This is a genomic window from Bacteroidota bacterium (assembly GCA_035506275.1).
Lineage (GTDB): Bacteria > Bacteroidota > Ignavibacteria > UBA10030 > UBA8401 > JAGVPT01.
In genome coordinates, this window is the sequence record DATJPT010000020.1 from 14,219 (window position 1) to 33,664 (window position 19,446).

General features: G+C 52.5%; 16 protein-coding genes. 7 read left to right on the forward strand and 9 right to left on the reverse strand.

All coding sequences use genetic code 11. The features are described 5' to 3' along the window. Window positions 1–198: 198 nt before the first annotated feature. Complete coding sequence (locus VMF88_15530; GenBank protein HTY12474.1) at window positions 199–861, forward strand: DUF4395 domain-containing protein; 663 nt, start codon at window positions 199–201, stop codon at window positions 859–861. 33 nt (window positions 862–894) lie between these two features. Here the strand turns inward: VMF88_15530 and VMF88_15535 are convergent, their stop codons facing one another. The 7 genes from VMF88_15535 to VMF88_15565 all read right to left on the reverse strand — a co-directional run bounded on the left by VMF88_15535 (window position 895) and on the right by VMF88_15565 (window position 13,383). Continuing rightward, complete coding sequence (locus VMF88_15535) at window positions 895–1,749, reverse strand: hypothetical protein (GenBank protein ID HTY12475.1); 855 nt, start codon at window positions 1,747–1,749, stop codon at window positions 895–897. A gap of 216 nt (window positions 1,750–1,965) precedes the next feature. Then, entirely contained in the window at window positions 1,966–4,440 is a 2,475-nt protein-coding gene (locus tag VMF88_15540) for a glycoside hydrolase family 2 TIM barrel-domain containing protein (protein HTY12476.1), read from the reverse strand. A gap of 160 nt (window positions 4,441–4,600) precedes the next feature. Next, window positions 4,601–5,929, reverse strand: coding sequence for a glycosyl hydrolase 53 family protein (locus VMF88_15545; protein HTY12477.1), 1,329 nt, complete (start codon window positions 5,927–5,929; stop codon window positions 4,601–4,603). A 185-nt stretch (window positions 5,930–6,114) separates the two neighbouring features. Further along, window positions 6,115–7,836: a T9SS type A sorting domain-containing protein gene (locus tag VMF88_15550; GenBank protein ID HTY12478.1), complete on the reverse strand. Its 1,722-nt coding sequence runs from the start codon at window positions 7,834–7,836 to the stop codon at window positions 6,115–6,117. Window positions 7,837–8,021: 185 nt separating this feature from the next. Further along, window positions 8,022–11,045, reverse strand: a complete 3,024-nt coding sequence (locus tag VMF88_15555) for a TonB-dependent receptor (GenBank protein ID HTY12479.1) — start codon at window positions 11,043–11,045, stop codon at window positions 8,022–8,024. 61 nt (window positions 11,046–11,106) lie between these two features. Continuing rightward, the gene (gene galK / locus VMF88_15560; protein HTY12480.1) at window positions 11,107–12,285 is read right to left on the reverse strand and encodes a galactokinase; all 1,179 of its coding nucleotides are present in this window, start codon (window positions 12,283–12,285) and stop codon (window positions 11,107–11,109) included. Between the two features lie 96 nt (window positions 12,286–12,381). Further along, window positions 12,382–13,383: a LacI family DNA-binding transcriptional regulator gene (locus VMF88_15565; GenBank protein HTY12481.1), complete on the reverse strand. Its 1,002-nt coding sequence runs from the start codon at window positions 13,381–13,383 to the stop codon at window positions 12,382–12,384. A gap of 820 nt (window positions 13,384–14,203) precedes the next feature. Between VMF88_15565 and VMF88_15570 the strand changes: the two genes are divergently transcribed. The 6 genes from VMF88_15570 (at window position 14,204) to VMF88_15595 (ending at window position 18,215) form a co-directional block, all read left to right on the forward strand. Then, window positions 14,204–14,632: a hypothetical protein gene (locus VMF88_15570; GenBank protein ID HTY12482.1), complete on the forward strand. Its 429-nt coding sequence runs from the start codon at window positions 14,204–14,206 to the stop codon at window positions 14,630–14,632. Between the two features lie 15 nt (window positions 14,633–14,647). Further along, window positions 14,648–15,022 carry a gamma-glutamylcyclotransferase family protein gene (locus VMF88_15575; protein ID HTY12483.1) on the forward strand — a complete coding sequence of 125 codons (375 nt, stop codon included), beginning with the start codon at window positions 14,648–14,650 and terminating at the stop codon, window positions 15,020–15,022. A gap of 24 nt (window positions 15,023–15,046) precedes the next feature. After that, a complete protein-coding gene (locus VMF88_15580; protein ID HTY12484.1) occupies window positions 15,047–15,226 on the forward strand; it encodes a hypothetical protein in 180 nt (59 codons plus the stop codon). A gap of 4 nt (window positions 15,227–15,230) precedes the next feature. Beyond that, window positions 15,231–15,581 (forward strand): hypothetical protein, encoded by a 351-nt coding sequence (locus tag VMF88_15585; protein ID HTY12485.1) that lies wholly within the window; start codon window positions 15,231–15,233, stop codon window positions 15,579–15,581. A gap of 142 nt (window positions 15,582–15,723) precedes the next feature. Beyond that, the gene (locus tag VMF88_15590) at window positions 15,724–17,331 is read left to right on the forward strand and encodes a glycosyltransferase family 39 protein (protein HTY12486.1); all 1,608 of its coding nucleotides are present in this window, start codon (window positions 15,724–15,726) and stop codon (window positions 17,329–17,331) included. A gap of 347 nt (window positions 17,332–17,678) precedes the next feature. Beyond that, complete coding sequence (locus VMF88_15595) at window positions 17,679–18,215, forward strand: GNAT family N-acetyltransferase (GenBank protein ID HTY12487.1); 537 nt, start codon at window positions 17,679–17,681, stop codon at window positions 18,213–18,215. On the opposite strand, the gene VMF88_15600 is transcribed toward VMF88_15595, so the two are convergent. Next, on the reverse strand, window positions 18,209–18,973 hold the full coding sequence (locus VMF88_15600) for a DUF1295 domain-containing protein (protein ID HTY12488.1): 765 nt from the start codon (window positions 18,971–18,973) through the stop codon (window positions 18,209–18,211). The genes VMF88_15595 and VMF88_15600 overlap by 7 nt on opposite strands. Further along, window positions 18,970–19,368 carry a DUF2177 family protein gene (locus VMF88_15605; protein HTY12489.1) on the reverse strand — a complete coding sequence of 133 codons (399 nt, stop codon included), beginning with the start codon at window positions 19,366–19,368 and terminating at the stop codon, window positions 18,970–18,972. Before VMF88_15605 ends, VMF88_15600 begins: the two co-directional genes overlap by 4 nt. Window positions 19,369–19,446 lie beyond the last annotated feature (78 nt).

Genomic DNA, 19,446 nt, shown 5'->3' on the forward strand with positions numbered 1-19,446 from the left:
CTTCGCCATCGTCGTGTAGCGCTTAATGTTCGGCGCTCCAACCATTCCTGGCCCTTTGAGCACGGTCAATCCCCTCGTGTATCGAATTTCCCCGCAACAAATCCCCCCAAATCCCGTTCAAACAGCAGCAGTCCTGCAAACATCTAGTCGTTGCTACCGGGGCGTCACCCACAGAACAAAAAGAAAGCAGAGGGTCTCATGAGTACAGTTTTCGGTTTCGGTGAACATGTGGAAGGCTATGCCATTCCTGTCCTCAATGAACGGGAAATTCGCGCGTCGGCCGGATTATTGTTTGTAGCAGTGTTCATGTCGTTGATCATGATCCTTTTCAAGCAGAATTTCATCCTCGTCAAGTACGTGCTGACGTTCTTCCTGACTGATTTTCTCATCCGCGTTTTTATTAACCCGAAATATTCGCCAACACTGATCATCGGACGTCTGATCGTCCGGAATCAGGTGCCGGAGTACGTCGGTGCTCAGCAGAAGAAATTTGCCTGGATGATCGGTCTCGCGATATCGGCCGTTATGTTCATCTTTCTGGTGATCGTCAACGCCTTCAGCCCGATCACGGGAAGCCTGTGTCTCGTCTGTTTGGCGTTCTTATTTTTTGAATCGGCCTTCGGCATCTGCTTGGGATGCAAGGTGTATTCATTTTTCTACAAGGAAAAAGCGCAATATTGTCCCGGCGAGGTATGCGACGTAAAGTCGAAGCATGAAATTCAAAAGACGTCGATGGCCCAGTTCCTCGTTCTTCTCGGATTCGTCGGTTTTATCTTCCTGACAAGTTCCTTGTTGAACGATACTTTCAGCAAGAGGCCGTACGACTTATTCGGCATCTATTCGTCTGCACAAGCGAAATAATACGGGAGAAGCCCTGGCGGAAAACCCGGAAGATCAACCGAAGCGGCTGATGAGGTCGTGCACCCAGCCAATGCTCTCCGGGTATTCCGCGCAGTCCAACACGAATTCCTGCCCGCGGCTGACCGAATCAAGATAACAGTACTGGCCGCCGCGCGACCAGCGGTTGATTTCCCCGTGATATGTCAGGGGTTTCGCTCCTTCCCGGGGATAGAACCACTTCGGAAGTCGCCAGTCGTTGACTTTATCCCCGTCGGGATTCGTCAGCTGCAGATCGGCGCCAAAGGATCTGAATATTCCCGCGCCTGTATGCTCTGTTTTCATCCCCGGAAGGTTGAGAAACTGCTTGGCAAGATACAACGTATAATTGCTTTCTTTATGCTTCTTATAATGGAGATTGTAGTGAACCCACTGAAAGTCTTTTTCATGGTCAGTGTTCACTTCAATAGCCGCATCGGCCTGCATCCATCCCCACATCACATGCCGCTCCCGGTCGTTGTGGTTGAACACCATCTCCCCCCCTACATTGAGGACGTTCTGAAACGGCCCGAAGAAGATGAAGAGGTCGTTCGCGCCGACCCCCTCTTTCTTTAGATGATCCTGCGAAACACCAGCTTGTCCGAAGAAAGACCTCCATTCGCTCCCTCGGTCCAGACTGTCGGAGACGAGGTCGGGATCAAGATGAGCCCGGTCGTCGGAAGTCATCGCTCCCCTTGAGAGTGCGGCCACAAGTCCTCCCAAATCATAACCGTTCATACGCACGTCGCCGTATTTAATGCGGGACTGTTTGTCGGGAACGGGGAGCGGCACCATCTTGCCGTTGGAGAAGATCGGGCTCGGGAATCCCCCCGACCGCGAATCGAGGCCCTTCCTGCTGAGGATAATTTTCACGTGAGGTCGATGTTGTGTTGTGTACCGTCCAGCTGCTGGAGCCGGACAAGGATAAAATTCCCTCTTCCAATTCTGTTGGTTGATTCGCCCGTAAATATATCACTGTTTACGGGCATTATCAATTTCCCCGCTTGGACTGCGCGAAACAAAAAAACCCAGCAGCCATCCCGCCGGGTTTTTGCTTTTCGCCTTCTTCTGAGTGACATGGAGCGCACATCACGGAACGGCAGGGATCGGATTTCCTTTCTGCACTTGCAGTTGAAGTGTCGATGTTTTTAATCCCTCTGAGGCGGCGGTTATCATAATTGTTCCCGCCGTATTTGTCGGCCGGACGACAGCCAAGCATAGTCCGTTGAAGGCTTTCCGCCGGTCGGCCTTGTAGGAAGAATGTTCTGCCGGATCTCCGTTGTCGACACCGATGATCTTTCCGGGCCCTGCCAGAGAAAAATGCACAAGATTATCCGCCGTCGGGACAATATTCCCGGCTTCATCAACAACTTCCACCTTGACATTGGCCGCGCCCCGCTCCCCCGCTTTGAGTGTATCGCGATCAACGCTGAGCCGAATGCCTGAAGGATCGCCGGTCGTGCGGATCTCTTGTGTACAGACGATCTTGCCGTCTTTCTTGCCGACCGCCTTGAGCGTTCCCGGCGTATACGGAACGTCCCACTGCAGATGCAAGTCCCCCGTGGTCGCATTCACAAGCGGCTTATCGTACAAATTCCACGCGCCGGAATGCCCTTGCCGTGGAAATTCGATCCGCTTTTCGCCGAAGGATCTTCCGTTCAGAAACAGTTCCACCGCGTCGCAGTTCGTGTAACAAAGGACCGGAATCACCTGCCCCTCGCGTCCTCTCCAGTTCCAATGCGGAAACAGATGGACCATCGGCGGTTCGGTCCACCGGCTTTGGTAGAAGTAATATCCGTCCTTCGGAAAGCCACAGAGGTCAAGGACGCCGAAGGAATCGTTCTTGTACGGCCATTGCGATTCGCCGAGGTAATCGATGCCGGTCCACATAAAATCGCCGATGACGTAGCGGCGCGTGCTGACGAATTTCCAGAGCTGCTCAGCATCGATCATCTGATAATTGTAATCGGGACGAACGACGGTTGAATCGCCGCCGAGCGAATATGCCCCGCGAATGCCGCCGCTGTTTGAGGAGCTTTCGGTGCCTATCATTTTCCAATTGGGATGGTCGTGACGGTCGATACTGTAGAACAGTTCCCGCCGCTCGTGCCATCGGTCGACATAGTTGTAGCCGACAATATCGAGGCTGTTCAGGAAGGCGAGGGTCGTCGCACCGCCGTCTGCGGCGATATTGTCACACGCCGAGGTGACCGGCCTCGTCGGATCTTCGCGATGGAATGTTTCGACCAGTGCGCCGAGCATCGCGGCTCCGCTCTCCGATTTCTGTTCGGGAATTTCATTCCCAGCGCTCCACAAAACGACGGAAGGATGGTTCCGGTCGCGGTGGATCATCGAGACCAGGTCGCGCTGCGACCAGTCGTCGAAATAGTCGTGGTAACCGTATTTCCTTTTCCCGTACTTCCATTCGTCGAACGGCTCGTCCATAACGAGGAATCCCATGCGGTCGCATAGGTCCAAAAACTCGGGAGCCGGAGGATTGTGCGAAGTCCGGATCGCGTTGCATCCCATCGACTTCAATATCTCCAGCCGGCGCTGCCAGACATCTTCGGGAACGGCGGAACCGACACAGCCGCCGTCATGATGGAGACAGACGCCGTTCATCTTAACGTGCCTGCCGTTCAGGAAAAATCCTTCATCGACATTATACTCGATCTTTCGGATGCCGGTCCGCGTGACCGTTTCGTCGGCCTTATTATTTCCGTCAAAAACTTCTGATTGAAGTTGATACATTGCCGGCGAATCAAGAGACCAAAGATCCGGTTTGGCGATATGGAACTGTTGATCCAGCTCGACATGCTCCCCCGGTTTTAATGCAAACCTGTTCTCTTCACTTGCTGCTTTTTGTCCGCCGGCTGAAATCAACGTCGTTACCAGCCTTCCATTCTTTGCCCCCGTCCCGTTGTTTTCGATGACCGATTTCACTTCCATCACCGCTGTATCTTCGGAGACATCGGGCGTTGTGACAGCGATTCCCCAATGACCGATGTGAAGCCGATCGATGACATCAAGCCAGACATGGCGGTAGATCCCCGATCCGGAGTACCATCGTGTATTGGGCTGGAGAGAATTGTCGACGCGGACGGCAAGGACATTCTCGCCGGCGGTGAGATACGGCGTCAGATCATAAAAGAAACTTGTATACCCGTACGCATGGTTTCCAAGGTGATGCCCGTTAAGCCATACATCGCTGTTCATGTAAACGCCGTCGAACTCGATCCACACTTCCTTTGAAGCGGACAGATCGGGGAGGCGAAAGTGTTTGCGGTACCATCCGATCCCGGTAGGGAGATAACCGCCGCTGCCTCCGGTCGGCGCGTTGTTGCTGTATTCCCCTTCGATGCTCCAGTCGTGCGGCAGGTCCAGCACACGCCAGCCGCCGTCGTCATAGGAAGCAGCATCGGCTCCCTTCTGATCGCCGAGCGTGAACTTCCAGTTAAAATCCATCAATAAATGCCTTCGTGCACTCGAATGTTCTTGACCAGGAGCGGTGCCGGCAAAGACGATCATGAAGAGAGGAAGGACGGCAAAGGCAATTGATCTCATGCGGTGCTTCATACTTCGACCTATTGGTTCGATGCGATGAAAGATCTTTTCACAACAGATTTGATCGTGAGGTCTGTCTCTTGTGGATGGAATGCACTGCGGCGGCCTTGCTTCAATTACCGCCGCATGACAAAACTGTCCTGAAAATATCCCCGGCCTTTTATTTCAACAAGGTTATTTTATGAACCTGGACACTTCCATCATGGCTGAAGCTGACGAAGTAATCGCCCGATGCCGCCGGCCGGCCGTTTATGGTCTTCCCCGACCAGACGACCGTGTGCAGTCCTGCTTCTTCGGTCGCATCGACGATCGTTTGCACCGGCTGTCCGAGCGTGTCATAAATTTTGATGACGACTTTTTCGCGCTGCGGCAGCGAGTACTGAATGTTCGTACTCGGATTGAACGGGTTCGGATAGATATTGAAATCGAGATGGGGAAGTTCCGTTGTGCCATGGACCGACGTCGGGCCCAGCCCTAAAAAGGCATTCATTGCAACTGTCGGTTCTTTCGTCGCAGGATCCCAGGCTCCGAGCTGGTATCCCTGCCAGTTGTAGCTTTCGGGCTCCCAGTAAAACACTCCAAGCCCTCCCGCCGATTTCGTTTTCGCGATAAGGTCAAGAAGGTATGCGTTGGCGGGAACGGCCTGATTATAGAGATACCCCGCTTCCACCACCATCACTTTTGTGCTGTACCGCGCGATCATGTCGTTCATCGTGATGAGGGCGAGGCTGTCGTCCTCAGCCCACGGCAGGTTCGCCCAGTACGGATAGACCGACATCCCGATGATGTCCCAGTGGGTTCCGAAGAATTTCAGATTGTCAAACATTTGCCGGAACGAACCGTCGTCATGCCCGTTGGCGAGATGAACGATCACCTGGATGCTGCTGTCCACCGACTTCACGGCATTGTAGCCGCTCTGGATCATGGCGGCAAAATTTTCGATATGACCTTTGGACACTTGTCCGTCCGGCCAGAGCATCCCGTCGTTAGTCTCATTTCCGATCTGCACCCACGCCGGGGTGACGCCAAGTGATTTCAGCGTATCAAGGACGTCGCGCACATGATTGTAGATATCGGCGAGCAGCTGGCTTACGGAATCGTGCGCCCACGCCGCCGGTTTGGTCTGATGCCCGGGGTCGGCCCACGTGTCGCTCATATGAAAATCGAGCATTACTTTGAAACCCATGCTGTCCGCCCGGTGTGCCATATACGCAACATCTTCTTTTCCGCAGTATGCCGGGCTCGGATTCACCCACACCCTGAACCTGAGCGCATTGATCCCCTTCTCTTTCAGGACTTCCATGCAGTTCTTCTGGACTCCCGCGTTGTCCTTGAAGACAACATGCGATGCCTCCATCTGCGACAGCCATCCGATGTCCGCGCCGTATGCGAATTGCGCGCGTGCATCGCGAACATCCAGCAAGGCAAAGAAGAAGATAATAAATATTGCGACGTAACTTTGCGGCGGGCGTATCGTAAAATTTTTCATTTCATACCTCTTCCTTTGCCTGTTCACATCAACAATCTGTAAAACATCATCTCAACAAGCCTTGATCCCGTTCACAGTCACCATTGCCCGACACCCCTCTCCCGGTGATCAGGCGGCATCTAAGTTCAATGCCGCCTGACTCCTGAGGAGAATGGGATTCAGCTCTCTGTGTTCAGCGTGAGCTTTTACTTCAGCAGCAGCATCTTCTTTGTGGCAGTAAAACTGCCGGCTCTGAGCGTATAGAAATAGATTCCGCTCGAGAGTTTGCTGCCGTCAAACGTTGCGGTATAGCTTCCCGGAGCTTTCACTTCATTGACAAGCGTTGCGACCTCTCTGCCGAGTACGTCGTACACTTTCAACGTCGTGTAGCCCGACGACTGGATCGTGAACTCGATCTTCGATGCCGGGTTGAACGGGTTAGGATAATTCTGGCTCAGCGAGAACGCCATCGGAACCGTGCTCGGCGCTTCTTTGACCGCCGTGAGCTGTTCCGGGAACCAGTTCAGGTCGCCGAGCGCTTTTCCATCCGAACCTGCAGACTGGAGCGAGGTATTGCTGTAGCGCAGATTTTCAGGCACGGGATACCCTTGGGTTGCCGCCCACGTGTTGGAAACGCCCGTCCATGTCGGCGGATCGTCGAGCGCATACACATAGGGACGAATCCCCATGCCCGACTGGCTGTTAGCCCACACCGTATCGATAAAGACGGCCATTTTTCCAGCCGCCAATTGCACGAGCGTACTATTGAATCCCGGGTCAACGCTGTCGTTGCTTGCAGCGGTAATGTTCGGCCACGCCGTCTTGTTCGTCAGCATGCCCGGCTGCGAATTGATAAAGTCCGGCGCGCGCAACGGAATATTCGACGCTGCGCCGGCGATGGCGCCGCTGTTAAGCAACGCCCAGTTGTCGGTTATTTGTTTCGGCCAGCAATAGGCGTTGTTCGAGATCGTGAGATGCCTGTCTGCTTCTGTCATGTTGTAGGGAGCGGAGGTCAACGAACGGAGCGAGTCCAACGGAATGACCGCAGAGCCCCATGAGCCGGCGGCGTTGTTGTACCACGAGTTCGGGTACGCTGCCGATGAAACACTGAAGAAGATATTGTTCTTGATCACCGCATGGTGCATCTGATACAAGTCGAACGCGCCGCCTTGTCCTGAAATAAATATGGTGTTGTGCTGGAAATCGAGATAGGTCGCGCCGTATCCCGACGATCCAAGAACATATCCGCCGGTCAGGAAGAACGTGTTGTTCCAGAACTTTGCCGTATCGCACGGATACGTTCCCGGGTCGATCCACGCGAAACCGGGGTTCTGTGGATTGTCATCCTGGTTATTCCTGAATTCACAATTGGTAATGTAAAAGCTGTTGTGGTCGTGATTCCACGTATCAAACAGGTTCGGAGTGCCGGCTCCGGAGATGTTCTCGAGAATGCAGTGGTCAAAATAAAAAACGTTGGAATCGCCTGCCGGAGCAACGAATCTGCCGGTGAACGAGATACTGTCGGTTCTCGTTCCCATAAAATAGATGCCCTTGAGTGAAAGCGTATCATTGCCCTGCGGGCTGAAGAAGTTGCCGATCGACGAATTGTCCTCGGCAATCGAAGGAGCGACGACCGGCGGATGACCGGTTGCGTGATTGAGATACCCCACGATCGTGATGCTCCCTTTTGACGATATCGGCGCCGTCATATAATAGACCGTGTCGATGGTGCCGGTGGGTTTCAGAAGAAAAACAGTGTTCGGCTTGACGAACCCCGTCGCGGTGGTATCCGCGTTGATGATATTATTCAGATTGCCCGGCGGCAACGCCGTCACGACGACAGTGTCGGCGGCCGCGAACGAAGCTGATGGCACAAAAGACAGCGCCATCACAGAAATCAATAGTAACAACAGTGATGTTACTTTCATGACTTGCCTCCTCTAGAGTGAAATTGTTGCCTTGTTTATGCTTTGCTGCTTGCTAACGATGTTCATCGCCTCACGAACCTCGCACCCGCCACTTGGTATCGAAATTTCCGGAAGTAACGCTATCCCCTAAGGGAATTTCGCCTTCATTTGATCCCTCCTTTCTTTGTTGGTGTCTGTTCAGTCAATTAGTCGAGTCTCCAACGGAGTCCAAGATCGGCTGTCAAACCGTAATTCGATTCTGAGTTCGGAAAGCCCGATCCCCTGACCAGATAGATGTCTTCTTCGCTGTTGAGGTTATTCAAATCGAAGTAGACCTCGAGGCCGCCCCACGGCAGCCCCTGTTTTACAGAAAGGTCCCACCGCGAGTACTTCGTTTTGTCCGAACGGAGCGAGTTGTAGAAGTTTGTGCCGTTGTACACCTGCGATTGATAGATCATTGAAGCCAGGATCGAGAACTGGCCGTAATCATATCCCACCGACACGTTCATGATCTCGTTCGGCTGCTGGATGAGCTTGTCGGTGTATGTGGTATCGACATGGATGGTGGGGAAAGGATACACCGGCGAATGCTCCGTGAGGGTGATAGGATACTGCGCGTTGTATGTGTTGAAGGCCTTGGCCGGGATATACGTATAGTTGACGTTGAGGACTAATCCGCTCAGCGGCCCGGGCAAATACCAGAAATGCGTTTGCCATTCGTATTCAATTCCCGCGATCGTCACCGGGTACGGATTATTGATGTACGTGGTGAGCGAAAAAGTCTTTGTATAACTGGGAACTCCGGGATACTTCGTTGGGTCGGCGATGTACGTCCCTTGGCTGAAAATCAGGTCATCGATCCGCTTGACGAACGGGCTGACGGCAAGCAGACCGACGTTGTTATCGTAGACAGCTACGCGGAGGTCGTAGTTATGCGCATAGGCCGGCCGCAGCGAATAATTGTTCCATACCACATAGTGGCCGCTATTGCTCGAAACATCTTCCCTCGGCACGATCGTGCTGAAATCCGGGTATGAAAGCGTACTGGTATACGATCCCCGAATGCTGAGCCACACCAGCGGGTCGTATTTTGCACTCACGTCCGGCAGCCAATATCCGTGATACTCATCCTGGGTCACCAGCGAATACTGGAGCGGGTTTGGGTACGGGTTGGTGGCGTCCGCGTCGCCGATAAAATGGGGCGCAGTGTAAGACGTTTTAAGCCCCTGGTACCTGACCCCGGGTATGATCGTTATTTGCGGTCCCAGATTGATCGTTGCCATCAGATACTCGGCGCTTCTGAATTCATTCCCGGAGTAATCGCTGGCAATGGAGCCGTACTGGTCCGGCAAATAGCTCGGAACCGTTTGCGGCGTCGCCGTGGCCGCCCCCAGTGATTTTATTTCGCTGATGATCTTATCGATCGTCCCCGCATCGATCGCGGAATACATTCCGTATTCCCCCTTCAGAAATTTTCCGAAATTCATGTTCGGATTGTAGAATCCGTTGACAGGAAAATATCTGTTGCCCGTCGGATCGAAATTATACGGCGCCTGAGTCAGCCACGGGAGGGCTTGCACAAGATTGTAACGGAATCCCGCCGCCGCTCCGCTGAACAGGCTGCCGAAGCCGTCGTCATAATTATAGTATCGGGTGGTGTACCGGTACTGGCCTCCCCCTTTGACATTGACGGAAATCAGGTCGGACAGATTAAAACTCGTCTGCAGATCGGCAGAGGCCTGCTTGTCATCCTGCTTGTTGTAGCTCCTCCATGTCGAATTCCCGGCCCAGGACATGTTATTGAGGTTGATGAGCGGATGCGCCTGTTGAGCGATTTGAACCGGGCTGTCATAATTCGGGATGCTGCCCGTCCCGGCAGAGAGCTGATCGAAGGTGACCGACCATCCGCTCGGGGTGAGATTGTCAGAATACGCATTCGAAAGTTTCACGTTCACTTTTACCGCGCCCAGCGTTTGCTCATAATCCAGAATATTTGAAACGACATTGAGCTCGTTCGTCGACAACGAGGTGCCCAATTGAATATCGTTCCCGTAGTTGGCAAGGTCGTACGTCTCAGAATGAGATTCGTTCGACATCTTGCCGTGGCTGTACAAATTCAGAAGAGCGATCTTGCCGTCCGGCAGCCGGTAATCGATCGTGACAGTTCCGTCGTATCGCTGCTGTTGGTTCGGTGAAAAGGTCAGGTTCATGCTGCCAAGGACGATCGAGTCGGGCTTGTCCTGTTTGTTGGGCTGATAGTACGAACCTCCGAATTGATTCGACGTGAGGTTCTGCCGCTGGGCGATCCCCTGTACAAAAACGCCGAGCTGGTCGTCGAAAAATCGCTGCTCTCCGCTTGCGACGATCTTATAATCCTTCGCGGTGCTCATGAGGTCGTTGTAGGCACCCTGTGCAAGGAGCGTGACCGAAGTCCCCCCCGTGGCCGTCCCCTTCGCCTCCCGGATGTCGAAATTGACGACGCCCCCAAGGACGCCGGCATCCATGTCAGGAGTTACCGTTTTATAGAGTTCGATCCCTTCCAACGAGTTTGAGGAGATCATGCTCATATCGACCCCGCGGCCGCCTGGTGAATTCACCGGTGCGCCCGTGCCGGTGTTGAATGAAATGCTCCCCGCATCGTTTGCCGGGATCGGTACGCCGTCCACTGTGATGACGTTGTATTGAGGCTGCAGTCCGCGGATCACGACCTGCGTCGCCTCGCCGCCGTTCCTGACGAGCGAGACACCCGGCAGCCTGCCGACCGATTCTGCGGCGTTTGCGTCGGGCAGCTCCTGGATGCGCGCCGACGACACGACGTTGACGATGTTCTGCGAGGCCAATTGCTGGTTGATCGCCGAGTTCTGTCCGCTCGCCTGAGCCGTCACGACCACCTCCGCCGCGGTAACACCGACCACTTCCAATTTGAGGCTCGCATCAACCGGCTCCCCCCCCTTCACTTCTATACTTTTCGAGTTCGTTTTGTAGCCGATATACGACGCCTTTACCGTGTACGTTCCTTCGGGAACATTCGGAATGACATATTTTCCGTCGATGTCGGTCACCGTTCCTCTGCTGGTTCCGTCGAGAAAAATATTGGCTCCGATCAACGGCTCGCCGGTCGTCTTATCCGTCACCTTCCCCTGAACTTTCCCTTCCGCGCCCCATGATAGCTGGAACGGGAACATGGTGAAGACGATTACAAAACAGGCAGTAGAGATCCTCGATATCATTGTACCTCCGTCCTTGATGGTCGTTCAGGCAATCTGTGCTCGTTGCATAAGTTGTTAATCGTCAGGAAACTCTTGTATCACCTTTTTCTGTCGCGACGGAGGTCCCGCCGCTGATCGCTGTGACGTACGTCTTCAGGTCGACACCGAAGCGCTTTCCGTATCTTTCAGTAACGGTCTTCGTCACATCGGCCACGGAATCTCTCTCGACCAGGTTGATGGTGCATCCGCCGAACCCTCCCCCCATCATCCGTGCCCCGTACACGGAGGGAATTTCCTTTACCGCCTCCGCCAGAAAATCGAGCTCGGGACAGCTCACTTCAAATCCCCGGCTCAAGCCGTTGTGGCTTTCCTGCATATACCGGCCGAAGGCTGCGATCTCTTTCGCCTCGAGTGCACGGCAGGCGTTCAGAACCCGATTATTTTCTTCGATGACATATTTGCACCGTCGATAAATGAGCGGGCTCATCATAGGCTTGCATGCTTCGAGCATTTCGGCCGAGACATCGCGGAGGTGCGTGACGCCAGGATACGATTTCTTGACGATCTCCACTCCTTCGCCGCATTCTTTTCTTCTTTTATTGTATTCGGACGACGCCAAGGAATGGGAGACACGCGTATCGAACAGGACCACAGCGATGCGTTCGTCGAAGGGATAGTAGATATGCTGAAGAGAACGGCAGTCGAGCTGAAGAGCTTTTTCTTCCCGTCCGAAGATGTTGATGTATTGATCCATGATGCCGCATTGTACGCCGACGAATTCGTTCTCGGCTTTTTGCGACATCCGTACCAACGTCAGATCACCGATCTTCAGCTCAAAAATCCTGTTCAGCGCGTACGCCAGGCCGGCTTCGAGCGCGGCGGAAGAAGAGAGTCCAGCACCGATCGGTATGTCTCCGCCAAAGACGCAATTGAAGCCGAGTAAATTGTATCGTCCCTTGAGGAACTGGTCGACGACCCCCATGAGGTAATTCGGCCACCCCTTGGGAGATGCATGAAGATCGTTCAAGGCAAATGAATGCTCGTCGTTCATGTCTATCGAAACGATCCGGCAGACGGCGTCGCTGCGGGGAGCGACGGCAAAATAGATCGCTTTGTCGATGGCTGCAGGAAGGACGAAGCCCATATTGTAGTCCGTATGCTCGCCGATAAGATTCACTCTTCCAGGAGACCGGACAAAAAGGGGCTGTTCGCTAAAAAGTGACTTGAATTTTTTTTCTACCGACGCGGAAAGACTCATCATAACCTTTCGAGAGATATTTAAAGTTGCAATGCTCCCTGCAAACGCTTTTGCAAAGACAGGTTCTTTGCAAACGTTTGCAGAAACCTCAAAAAAAATTTATGTCGAACCACGGATCATCAGCTTCGTCTCGAGAGTCACGGTTTGAGCTTCGGTGATGTCCCCTTCTATTGTACGAATGAGAATCTCCGCCGCCTTTTTTCCCATCTCAAACGATGGCTGGTCCACTGTGGTGAGCTGCGGATCGATCAACGTTGCAATTTTATTGTTGGAAAAACCCAGTATCGCGACATCGTTGGGAATCTTCAATCCTGCCTCCCTAATCATCTGATATGCGCCGATGGCAACAGGATCGTTCACGGCAAAGATCGCGTCGGGAATCATTTTATTTTCGATCAGATACTTCATCGAATTGTATCCGTCCTCTTCGTGCAGCCCTCCGTACCGGATCGAATCATTGTTGAACGGCAGACCGCTTTCTTTCAACGCCTCGATGTAACCGTCCCTTCTTTTTACGCAGATGCCCAGTTCCTTCGGTCCGGCTAAATGGAATATTTTCTTGTAGCCTTGTTCTACAAGATACTTCGCCGCGCTCTTCGCGCTTTTATAATCGTCCACCTCGATCCGGCTCGCGACTATGCCATCGCACGCCCGGTCAAAGAAGACCAGAGGGATGCGTCTCTTCAGCAGGTCGTTGAAATGAGCGCCGCTCTTCGTGTTCTGCGAGATCGATACTATCACCCCCGCCACTCGTTGGTGCATCAGGAGGTTCGTATTGACGACTTCCCGCTCGAAGCTTTCGTTCGATTGTGTGAGAATGATGGTGTAACCCGATTGATAGGCCACCTCTTCTATTCCGCTGATGGCGGATGAGAAGAAGTCGTGTTTGATTTCCGGGACTATCACTCCGATGGTCGTGGTGCGGCTTCGTTTCAGACTCTGGGCGATTGGATTGGGAGAGTACCCAAGTTCCTTTGCAACAGCCCTCACCCGCTCCTTGGTCTCTCTTCGAATATCCGGATGGTCGCTTAACGCCCGCGAAACGGTCGAAGGCGAGATCTTTAGCTTTTCCGCAATGTCTATAATGGTTGAATGCTTCATCTTTTGCAATCGTTCCCGCAAACGTTTGTATTATAGAAAATATTTGATTTCATGTCAAGTGGGATTTTGAGTTTATTGAGGTAAAAATATGGGGAGTCCCCTGTTTGGCCGGCCTAAATTTTCGATAACTTTGTCGGTCATCGGAATGGCTGAACCGGGGCCTTTTCCGTGTCATGCTTATCGAAACAAATGACTGAGCCAACATTTCGGGAGAGTCCATGACACTTCGTGACGCACCGGTAGGGTATAACATCAGAAAAACCCGCGGGGTTACTCGGCGGTATCGACATTGATCCTCCCCCAGGTCAATAATTCTGAAGCCACAGCTTTGCCAGACTCCTTTGGAGGATCCCTTTAGCTTTCTCTCTCCCCCTTTATAAGGGGACTCTGACAGAATGATAAGACGGTGGTTGAGCTCAAATCCGTCCTGATAGAGAGGGTAATTGATTCTTTGTGGGAAATACTCGTATGAGGGATTCCTATTAAGTCCTTAAAATTCGAGCACCGTCAGGCTTGCAATTTTCGCGAATATTTGGTAAGTAGCACCTCAGCGCAGGGGGCATAGGGGCTTATTCCCGTTTTCCTTCCAATTCAGTCTTCCTGAGGAACAGATCCCCTGCACCAACCACGTGCAGAGAGTTTCAGCGAAGTTGAATCCAGTTCACTGTCAATCCGCCGAAAGACCATGGATACCCTGACATTTATAACAAAAGTTCTCGACACGGCCGCCTGGCCGCTCGTCACAATAATGCTCGTCTTCTTTCTTCGAAAGGAGATCATATTGATTCTTCCACGTCTGAAAAAATTCAAGGCAGGTCCGATGGAAGTCGATTTCGATACGGCGATCAAAGCGCTGCGGAGTCAAATAGAAACTGATCCTTCTCAATTAAAGAGCTTTCAGTCATCGCCACGGCAGCAACGCCTGCTTCGCCAGGCGCCGGCAGACCCTCGCTCCGCAATTCTTGAGGCCTGGCTGGATGTAGAGAAGGCTGTCGAAAAGCATGGGATCGACCGGCCGTTGCGTGTACCCCCTTCCGCATTTGCGCTTTATGGCGAATTATTCAGCCTCAGAAACCAGGCGCTTCATCAAACAACTTTCAATCCATCGCAAGAATCCGTGCGGAGCTACATTCAATTATCGGACTATCTGATCGGCTCACTAGAACAACCTGATAAATCACCGACCGTCCATCCGTCAGCCCGGCGTTCATCCCCGGCGGCAAAGCGGCGCTCGCTTTTGAAATCATGATCGATGATTGCCGCAATGCCCCTCCTCTTTTCATACGGAACGTTACAGCAAAAGAAGGTGCAATTGACTATCTTTGGAAGGCTCCTCGCCGGCCAGGCAGACGAGCTTCCAAGGTTCGAGCGGGCGTCCGTAAGAATCAACGATCCGAAAATCGAAGCTGAGCTCGGCACGACGCATTATGCGAGCGCCGTCTTCAACGGCAATGATGCGAGCCGCGTTGACGGAACGGTTTTCGAGATTACCGAAGCGGAACTTGCGGCAGCCGACCTCTACGAAAATGCGTCACACTATGTGCGGGTCGCCGAAACGCTGGCATCGGGGCGGCACGCGTGGATTTACGTCGATGCCGGGTCCGCGAGGAACATACCCCCCGCGAGAGATGTTGAATAACGCATCACTATTGCAGCGAGAGAAATGAAAAGGAACAATCCATATTTTCTGGCAGGACAGTTTTCCCTGGCGATCGGCGTGCTTCTTAATATTTTTGTAAAAGAAAGCGACCTCGTCCACTTCATCAGCGGCTTCTTTATCGGACTGTCGCTGGTCTTTAACGTTGCGTTCTACCGCCGCTCTCAAAAGGAAAAAGCGAGCTAGGATTATGGCGACGAAGAGGCGACTGTTTCCGGGCATCAAACTACTCTTCGTTGCCGCGTGCGTTTTCGCCGGCTGCATGACAACGATCAGCCCCAGCGAGTATTCCAAACATTATCAGGAGAATGTCGAGGTAACGACAGCGGATAGCAGCAGGTATACGCTCGCTCCGAATTGGAACATCGACTCTGCAGATTGCCTCCGCGGCCGCGGCATCGAAACAAAGAGAGATTCATCGCGAACGGTGAACGTGAATATTCCGCTCACCGGCATTACCCGAATTGCTGTTGAAGACAACATCACGCCGATTTATTTCGAGATCCTGGTGGCAACGGTTGTCTTTATTCATTTCCTTTAGGCTGTCCCTGGCCTATGGTTCGCCGGCATGGGAAGCCGCGCGATACCGACGGCGAGGATCGTGCCTCTGTGTGAACTGCCGCCGCTTCAATAGCTCCGGTTCCTAGTAATTGGATCTTTTCTTAAAATAATTCTCTAACCACGTGGCAGCTGGAAAGAAAAAAATTTCCGACGGACCATCGAAGGAACCCGACGTAAGAATTTTAAGCCCGCTTGCCCGGCTGTACGAATGGAAGTTTTTTCCGAACGTGCTCTCGCTGTCGTTCATGGCGATCGTGTTGTACTTCGCGCTGACACTGCACAAATTGGGGGGCTTCGACGTGGAGACCGATTTCTACGGCGGCTATGCCCCCGAGGCAAAGGCATTTCTTTCGGGGACGATGGTCATCGACGCCTACCACGGCCCTCTCTATCCGATCATCCTCGCCCTGACGTCCCTGGTTGCGGGGGACCTTTTCAGGACCGGCATCATGATCGCGATCTTCTCCGCGGCCATGGTCTTGTACACCGTTTTTGAAATGACAAAGGCGATCGCCTCGGCCGACATGGCGTTTCTTACGACGGCGTTCACCGCCGTTAATGTCTCCTTTGTGGTCTATAGCTATTCAGCCGGGACAGACATGTTCTTCGTGATGCTTGCATTGGCGGGAATATTTCTTCTCTTCAGAAGACCGGAGGTGACAATACCGGAACTGTGCGGCTCAGCGGTACTACTTGCGTGCGGATATCTTGTTCGTTACAACGGGATTGTTTTCCTCGTCTCAATTCCGCTGGTCCTGGCGTTCGGTGCGCTGCAGGTGAAGGGGACGAGCAAAATCAAAGCGGGTGCAATTTGGGGGATTGTTTTCCTCGCGACGATCGCCCCGTGGTCGATCTATTTGAAAATCCACAAAGGGAGCTTCTTCTACAATACCGATTATCAAAACCTGGCGTTCGAGCTCTTCGGAGGGGGGTTAGCCAACTGGGATCAATTCTGGTTCAAGGCGGCACACAAATATACATCGTATTGGGATGTGCTCAGCACCGACCCGATCCTCGTCGTGAAGACGCTGCTGGTCAACACTTATGAGCATTTCGTCAACGATATCAGCTCGCTCAATAATCTTTTTATCGGAATCCCCTCCGCCGCCGGAATTGCCCTCTTTGCAGTTTCCCGGCCGTCAAAAAAAGCCGTGGGACTTGCGGCGATCTACTTCTCCTTCTTTGCCGTCTTGCTGACTATGTTCTATACGGAACGGTTTTCGCTTTTCCTTCTCCCCTTCTATGCTTTTTTTGCGTCGTATGCGATCAAGCGGATTCTGGCGGCTGTGCGGAGGGACAAAGTGCTCGTCGCCGTCGTCAATCTCACGGTCGTCGCAGTCGTAGTTCTTACACTCATGGCTTCGTGGTCATACAATTCGGTGATGATGGCAAACAGAAGCGCCGAGGACATGATCCATATGAGCGAATGGTACCATAAGAAATTCGACGATCGGTTCAGCACCGCGCAGGTTGCCGCCCGGAAACCCCACATGGCGTACCTGCTCAACATGAAATGGTACCCTTTTCCTCTTGTCGAAAACTACGATACTCTCCTTTCAGTATTACGAAGAGACAGCGTGCGATTTGTGTACTATGGATACTTTGAAGGAAGCAACAGGCCGCAGTTCAAAGACCTTTTACGCGATGTACCGCACCCCGGATTGAAAACGCTTTCGGTCGTGAAGTATCAAAATTCGGTCATCTCAGCGATGTATGAAGTGGAAAAGTAGGCTGTGTCATTCCCTCCGCCAAGCATTCTTGCAGAACTCAGCTACGAAGGGGGTTCCTGCCCCCTTCCCTCATGGATGAAAACTTCAACGGAACATACAGCGGACAAAAAGCGAAAGCGCCTCTCAGGGCAAACATTGCCGCTTGCAGGATGACAAGAACTGAACATCCGTCCCCGTCATTACGAGGCGATAGCAGAACACATAAAAGATCCGCTGGTCACATCAGAACGCTATTCGATCTTTTATGATCATCGTATCTGGTTGCAACTCCGGAGAATAATCATTATCTCGTGGTTGCTGTGACCTTTTCACTTCTTTACCAACGATTCTATCGACGATCTCCTTCCATGCAATTCGACAATTTCACAATCAGGCCGATCACCAGAGAAGATGCGCAGAGCTATTACCGTTTTATCACGGAGAACCGGGAACGAATAGCTCGCTACTTTCCCGATACGGCGGCAGGGAACACCAGCCTCGATACAACCATCTCATTTATCGCCCATCGTCTCGGGCTGTGGAGTGGCAAAGAAGCCTTCTACTACGTCATCTGCGACAACGGAACAGGAGATATTATTGGATCTCTGTACATCAAGAATTTCGACTGGAATGCTTTGAAATGCGAGCTGAGTTTCTTTATCGACAGAAAGTATGAGGGGAAGGGGGTCACGACAAAAGCGGTCGGTTTGATGGCGGACCACTGCTTCCGGGAATTGCAGATGAATAAGATCTTCCTGAGGATCGCTGAAAATAATATTCCAAGCCGGCGGGTTGCAGAAAAGAACGGCTTTGCAGCGGAAGGAATCTTACGACAGGACTTTAAAACGCCCGACGGAGAGTGGATCGACCTCGTCTACTATGGCTTGCTGAACCCTCATCACTGACTCTTCCTCGGCCACGGAAAAAAGATGCTGGTTCGTTCCTTGTATTTCTGAAAATCAGCCCTCCCTTCGTACTTTTTCTCAAGCAGCGGAACGCCCGAAACAAACAATATCAAGACCGTGATCGTGAGGGGCCCGATCACCGTCGTCCATCCCGACGGCACTGAGAGCGCAACAATGAATATTCCCCACCATTGCGCGACCTCGCCAAAGTAATTCGGATGACGGCTGTAATGCCATAGTCCTCTTTCCATAATTTTGCCTTTGTTCGCCGGATCGCTCACAAAGTTCTTTAACTGCCGGTCTGCAATGCTCTCGAAGGAAAATCCTATGATCCAAACCCCAAAGCCGAGAAAATCCAGCCACCCCAGCTCCGGCCCCGGCGAGCGGTTGATGAACATCATCGGAACAGCGGTCAGATAAAGCAGAACTCCTTGAAGCAGAAAAACTTGTAAATAACTGCGCAGATAAAAGTTCTTCCATTCCTTCCGCCATGCCTGGTAACGATAATCCTCCGGCCTCTTATGATTGCGGCCATAGATGTGCCATGCCAATCGTATTCCCCAAACAGTCACGAGGATATTGACGATGAGCGAACGGAGCGCAAATCCCGACAATGAAAAAGCAATCCACGCGGTAGCGACAAAACCGAGTCCCCACGCAACGTCGGCAACGTCGTTTCTTTTGAGCGCTACGGCAACGATAAACCAGAGGGACATGTAGCCGAGAAGAACGGCCGCGATGAGCGCGTAGTAATTCATAAACCCAATTTTTCGGCGATGAAGTAGCTGAGAAGCGATACGGACGCCGAAAGGGTCGTTCCCCACGCAAGATCGACGATGGTCACCAACACGGGCCACCCCTTTACCGTCGCCTGGTTCGTCAGGTCGTAAGTGGCATAGGTGACGAGCCCGAATAAAGCTCCTCTGAACAACGCATCGAACCACATCTTTTTTTCCACCGCCGGTGAAATGACAAAAAAGATCAGCGCACCGATGAAGAGGAGATAGAACACGATCGCCGCCGGCCAATTGAAATCGGCCGCCATGAGAAAACCGATCTGCTCGCGGTAAAAATTTCTCGCGACCAACCCGAGCCATACCATATCGATGGCAAAGAATACCGGCAGCGTGATGAAATAGAGTTTGATGAACATTGGTCTCTCGGCTGATGATGAGTGATTGTTATGAAGAGGTTGACAAAGGTAAACGTTCAGTGCCGTCCTTCTATCCCC

Excerpts from the sequence above, each read along its gene's own strand:
- VMF88_15530 (HTY12474.1), top strand. The coding sequence starts at position 199 with ATGAGTACAGTTTTCGGTTTCGGTGAACATGTGGAAGGCTATGCCATT.
- VMF88_15540 (HTY12476.1), bottom strand. The coding sequence starts at position 4,440 with ATGAGATCAATTGCCTTTGCCGTCCTTCCTCTCTTCATGATCGTCTTT.
- VMF88_15545 (HTY12477.1), bottom strand. The coding sequence starts at position 5,929 with ATGAAAAATTTTACGATACGCCCGCCGCAAAGTTACGTCGCAATATTT.
- VMF88_15550 (HTY12478.1), bottom strand. The coding sequence starts at position 7,836 with ATGAAAGTAACATCACTGTTGTTACTATTGATTTCTGTGATGGCGCTG.
- VMF88_15555 (HTY12479.1), bottom strand. The coding sequence starts at position 11,045 with ATGATATCGAGGATCTCTACTGCCTGTTTTGTAATCGTCTTCACCATG.
- galK (HTY12480.1), bottom strand. The coding sequence starts at position 12,285 with ATGATGAGTCTTTCCGCGTCGGTAGAAAAAAAATTCAAGTCACTTTTT.
- VMF88_15565 (HTY12481.1), bottom strand. The coding sequence starts at position 13,383 with ATGAAGCATTCAACCATTATAGACATTGCGGAAAAGCTAAAGATCTCG.
- VMF88_15570 (HTY12482.1), top strand. The coding sequence starts at position 14,204 with ATGGAAGTCGATTTCGATACGGCGATCAAAGCGCTGCGGAGTCAAATA.
- VMF88_15575 (HTY12483.1), top strand. The coding sequence starts at position 14,648 with ATGCCCCTCCTCTTTTCATACGGAACGTTACAGCAAAAGAAGGTGCAA.
- VMF88_15580 (HTY12484.1), top strand. The coding sequence starts at position 15,047 with ATGAAAAGGAACAATCCATATTTTCTGGCAGGACAGTTTTCCCTGGCG.
- VMF88_15585 (HTY12485.1), top strand. The coding sequence starts at position 15,231 with ATGGCGACGAAGAGGCGACTGTTTCCGGGCATCAAACTACTCTTCGTT.
- VMF88_15595 (HTY12487.1), top strand. The coding sequence starts at position 17,679 with ATGCAATTCGACAATTTCACAATCAGGCCGATCACCAGAGAAGATGCG.
- VMF88_15600 (HTY12488.1), bottom strand. The coding sequence starts at position 18,973 with ATGAATTACTACGCGCTCATCGCGGCCGTTCTTCTCGGCTACATGTCC.
- VMF88_15605 (HTY12489.1), bottom strand. The coding sequence starts at position 19,368 with ATGTTCATCAAACTCTATTTCATCACGCTGCCGGTATTCTTTGCCATC.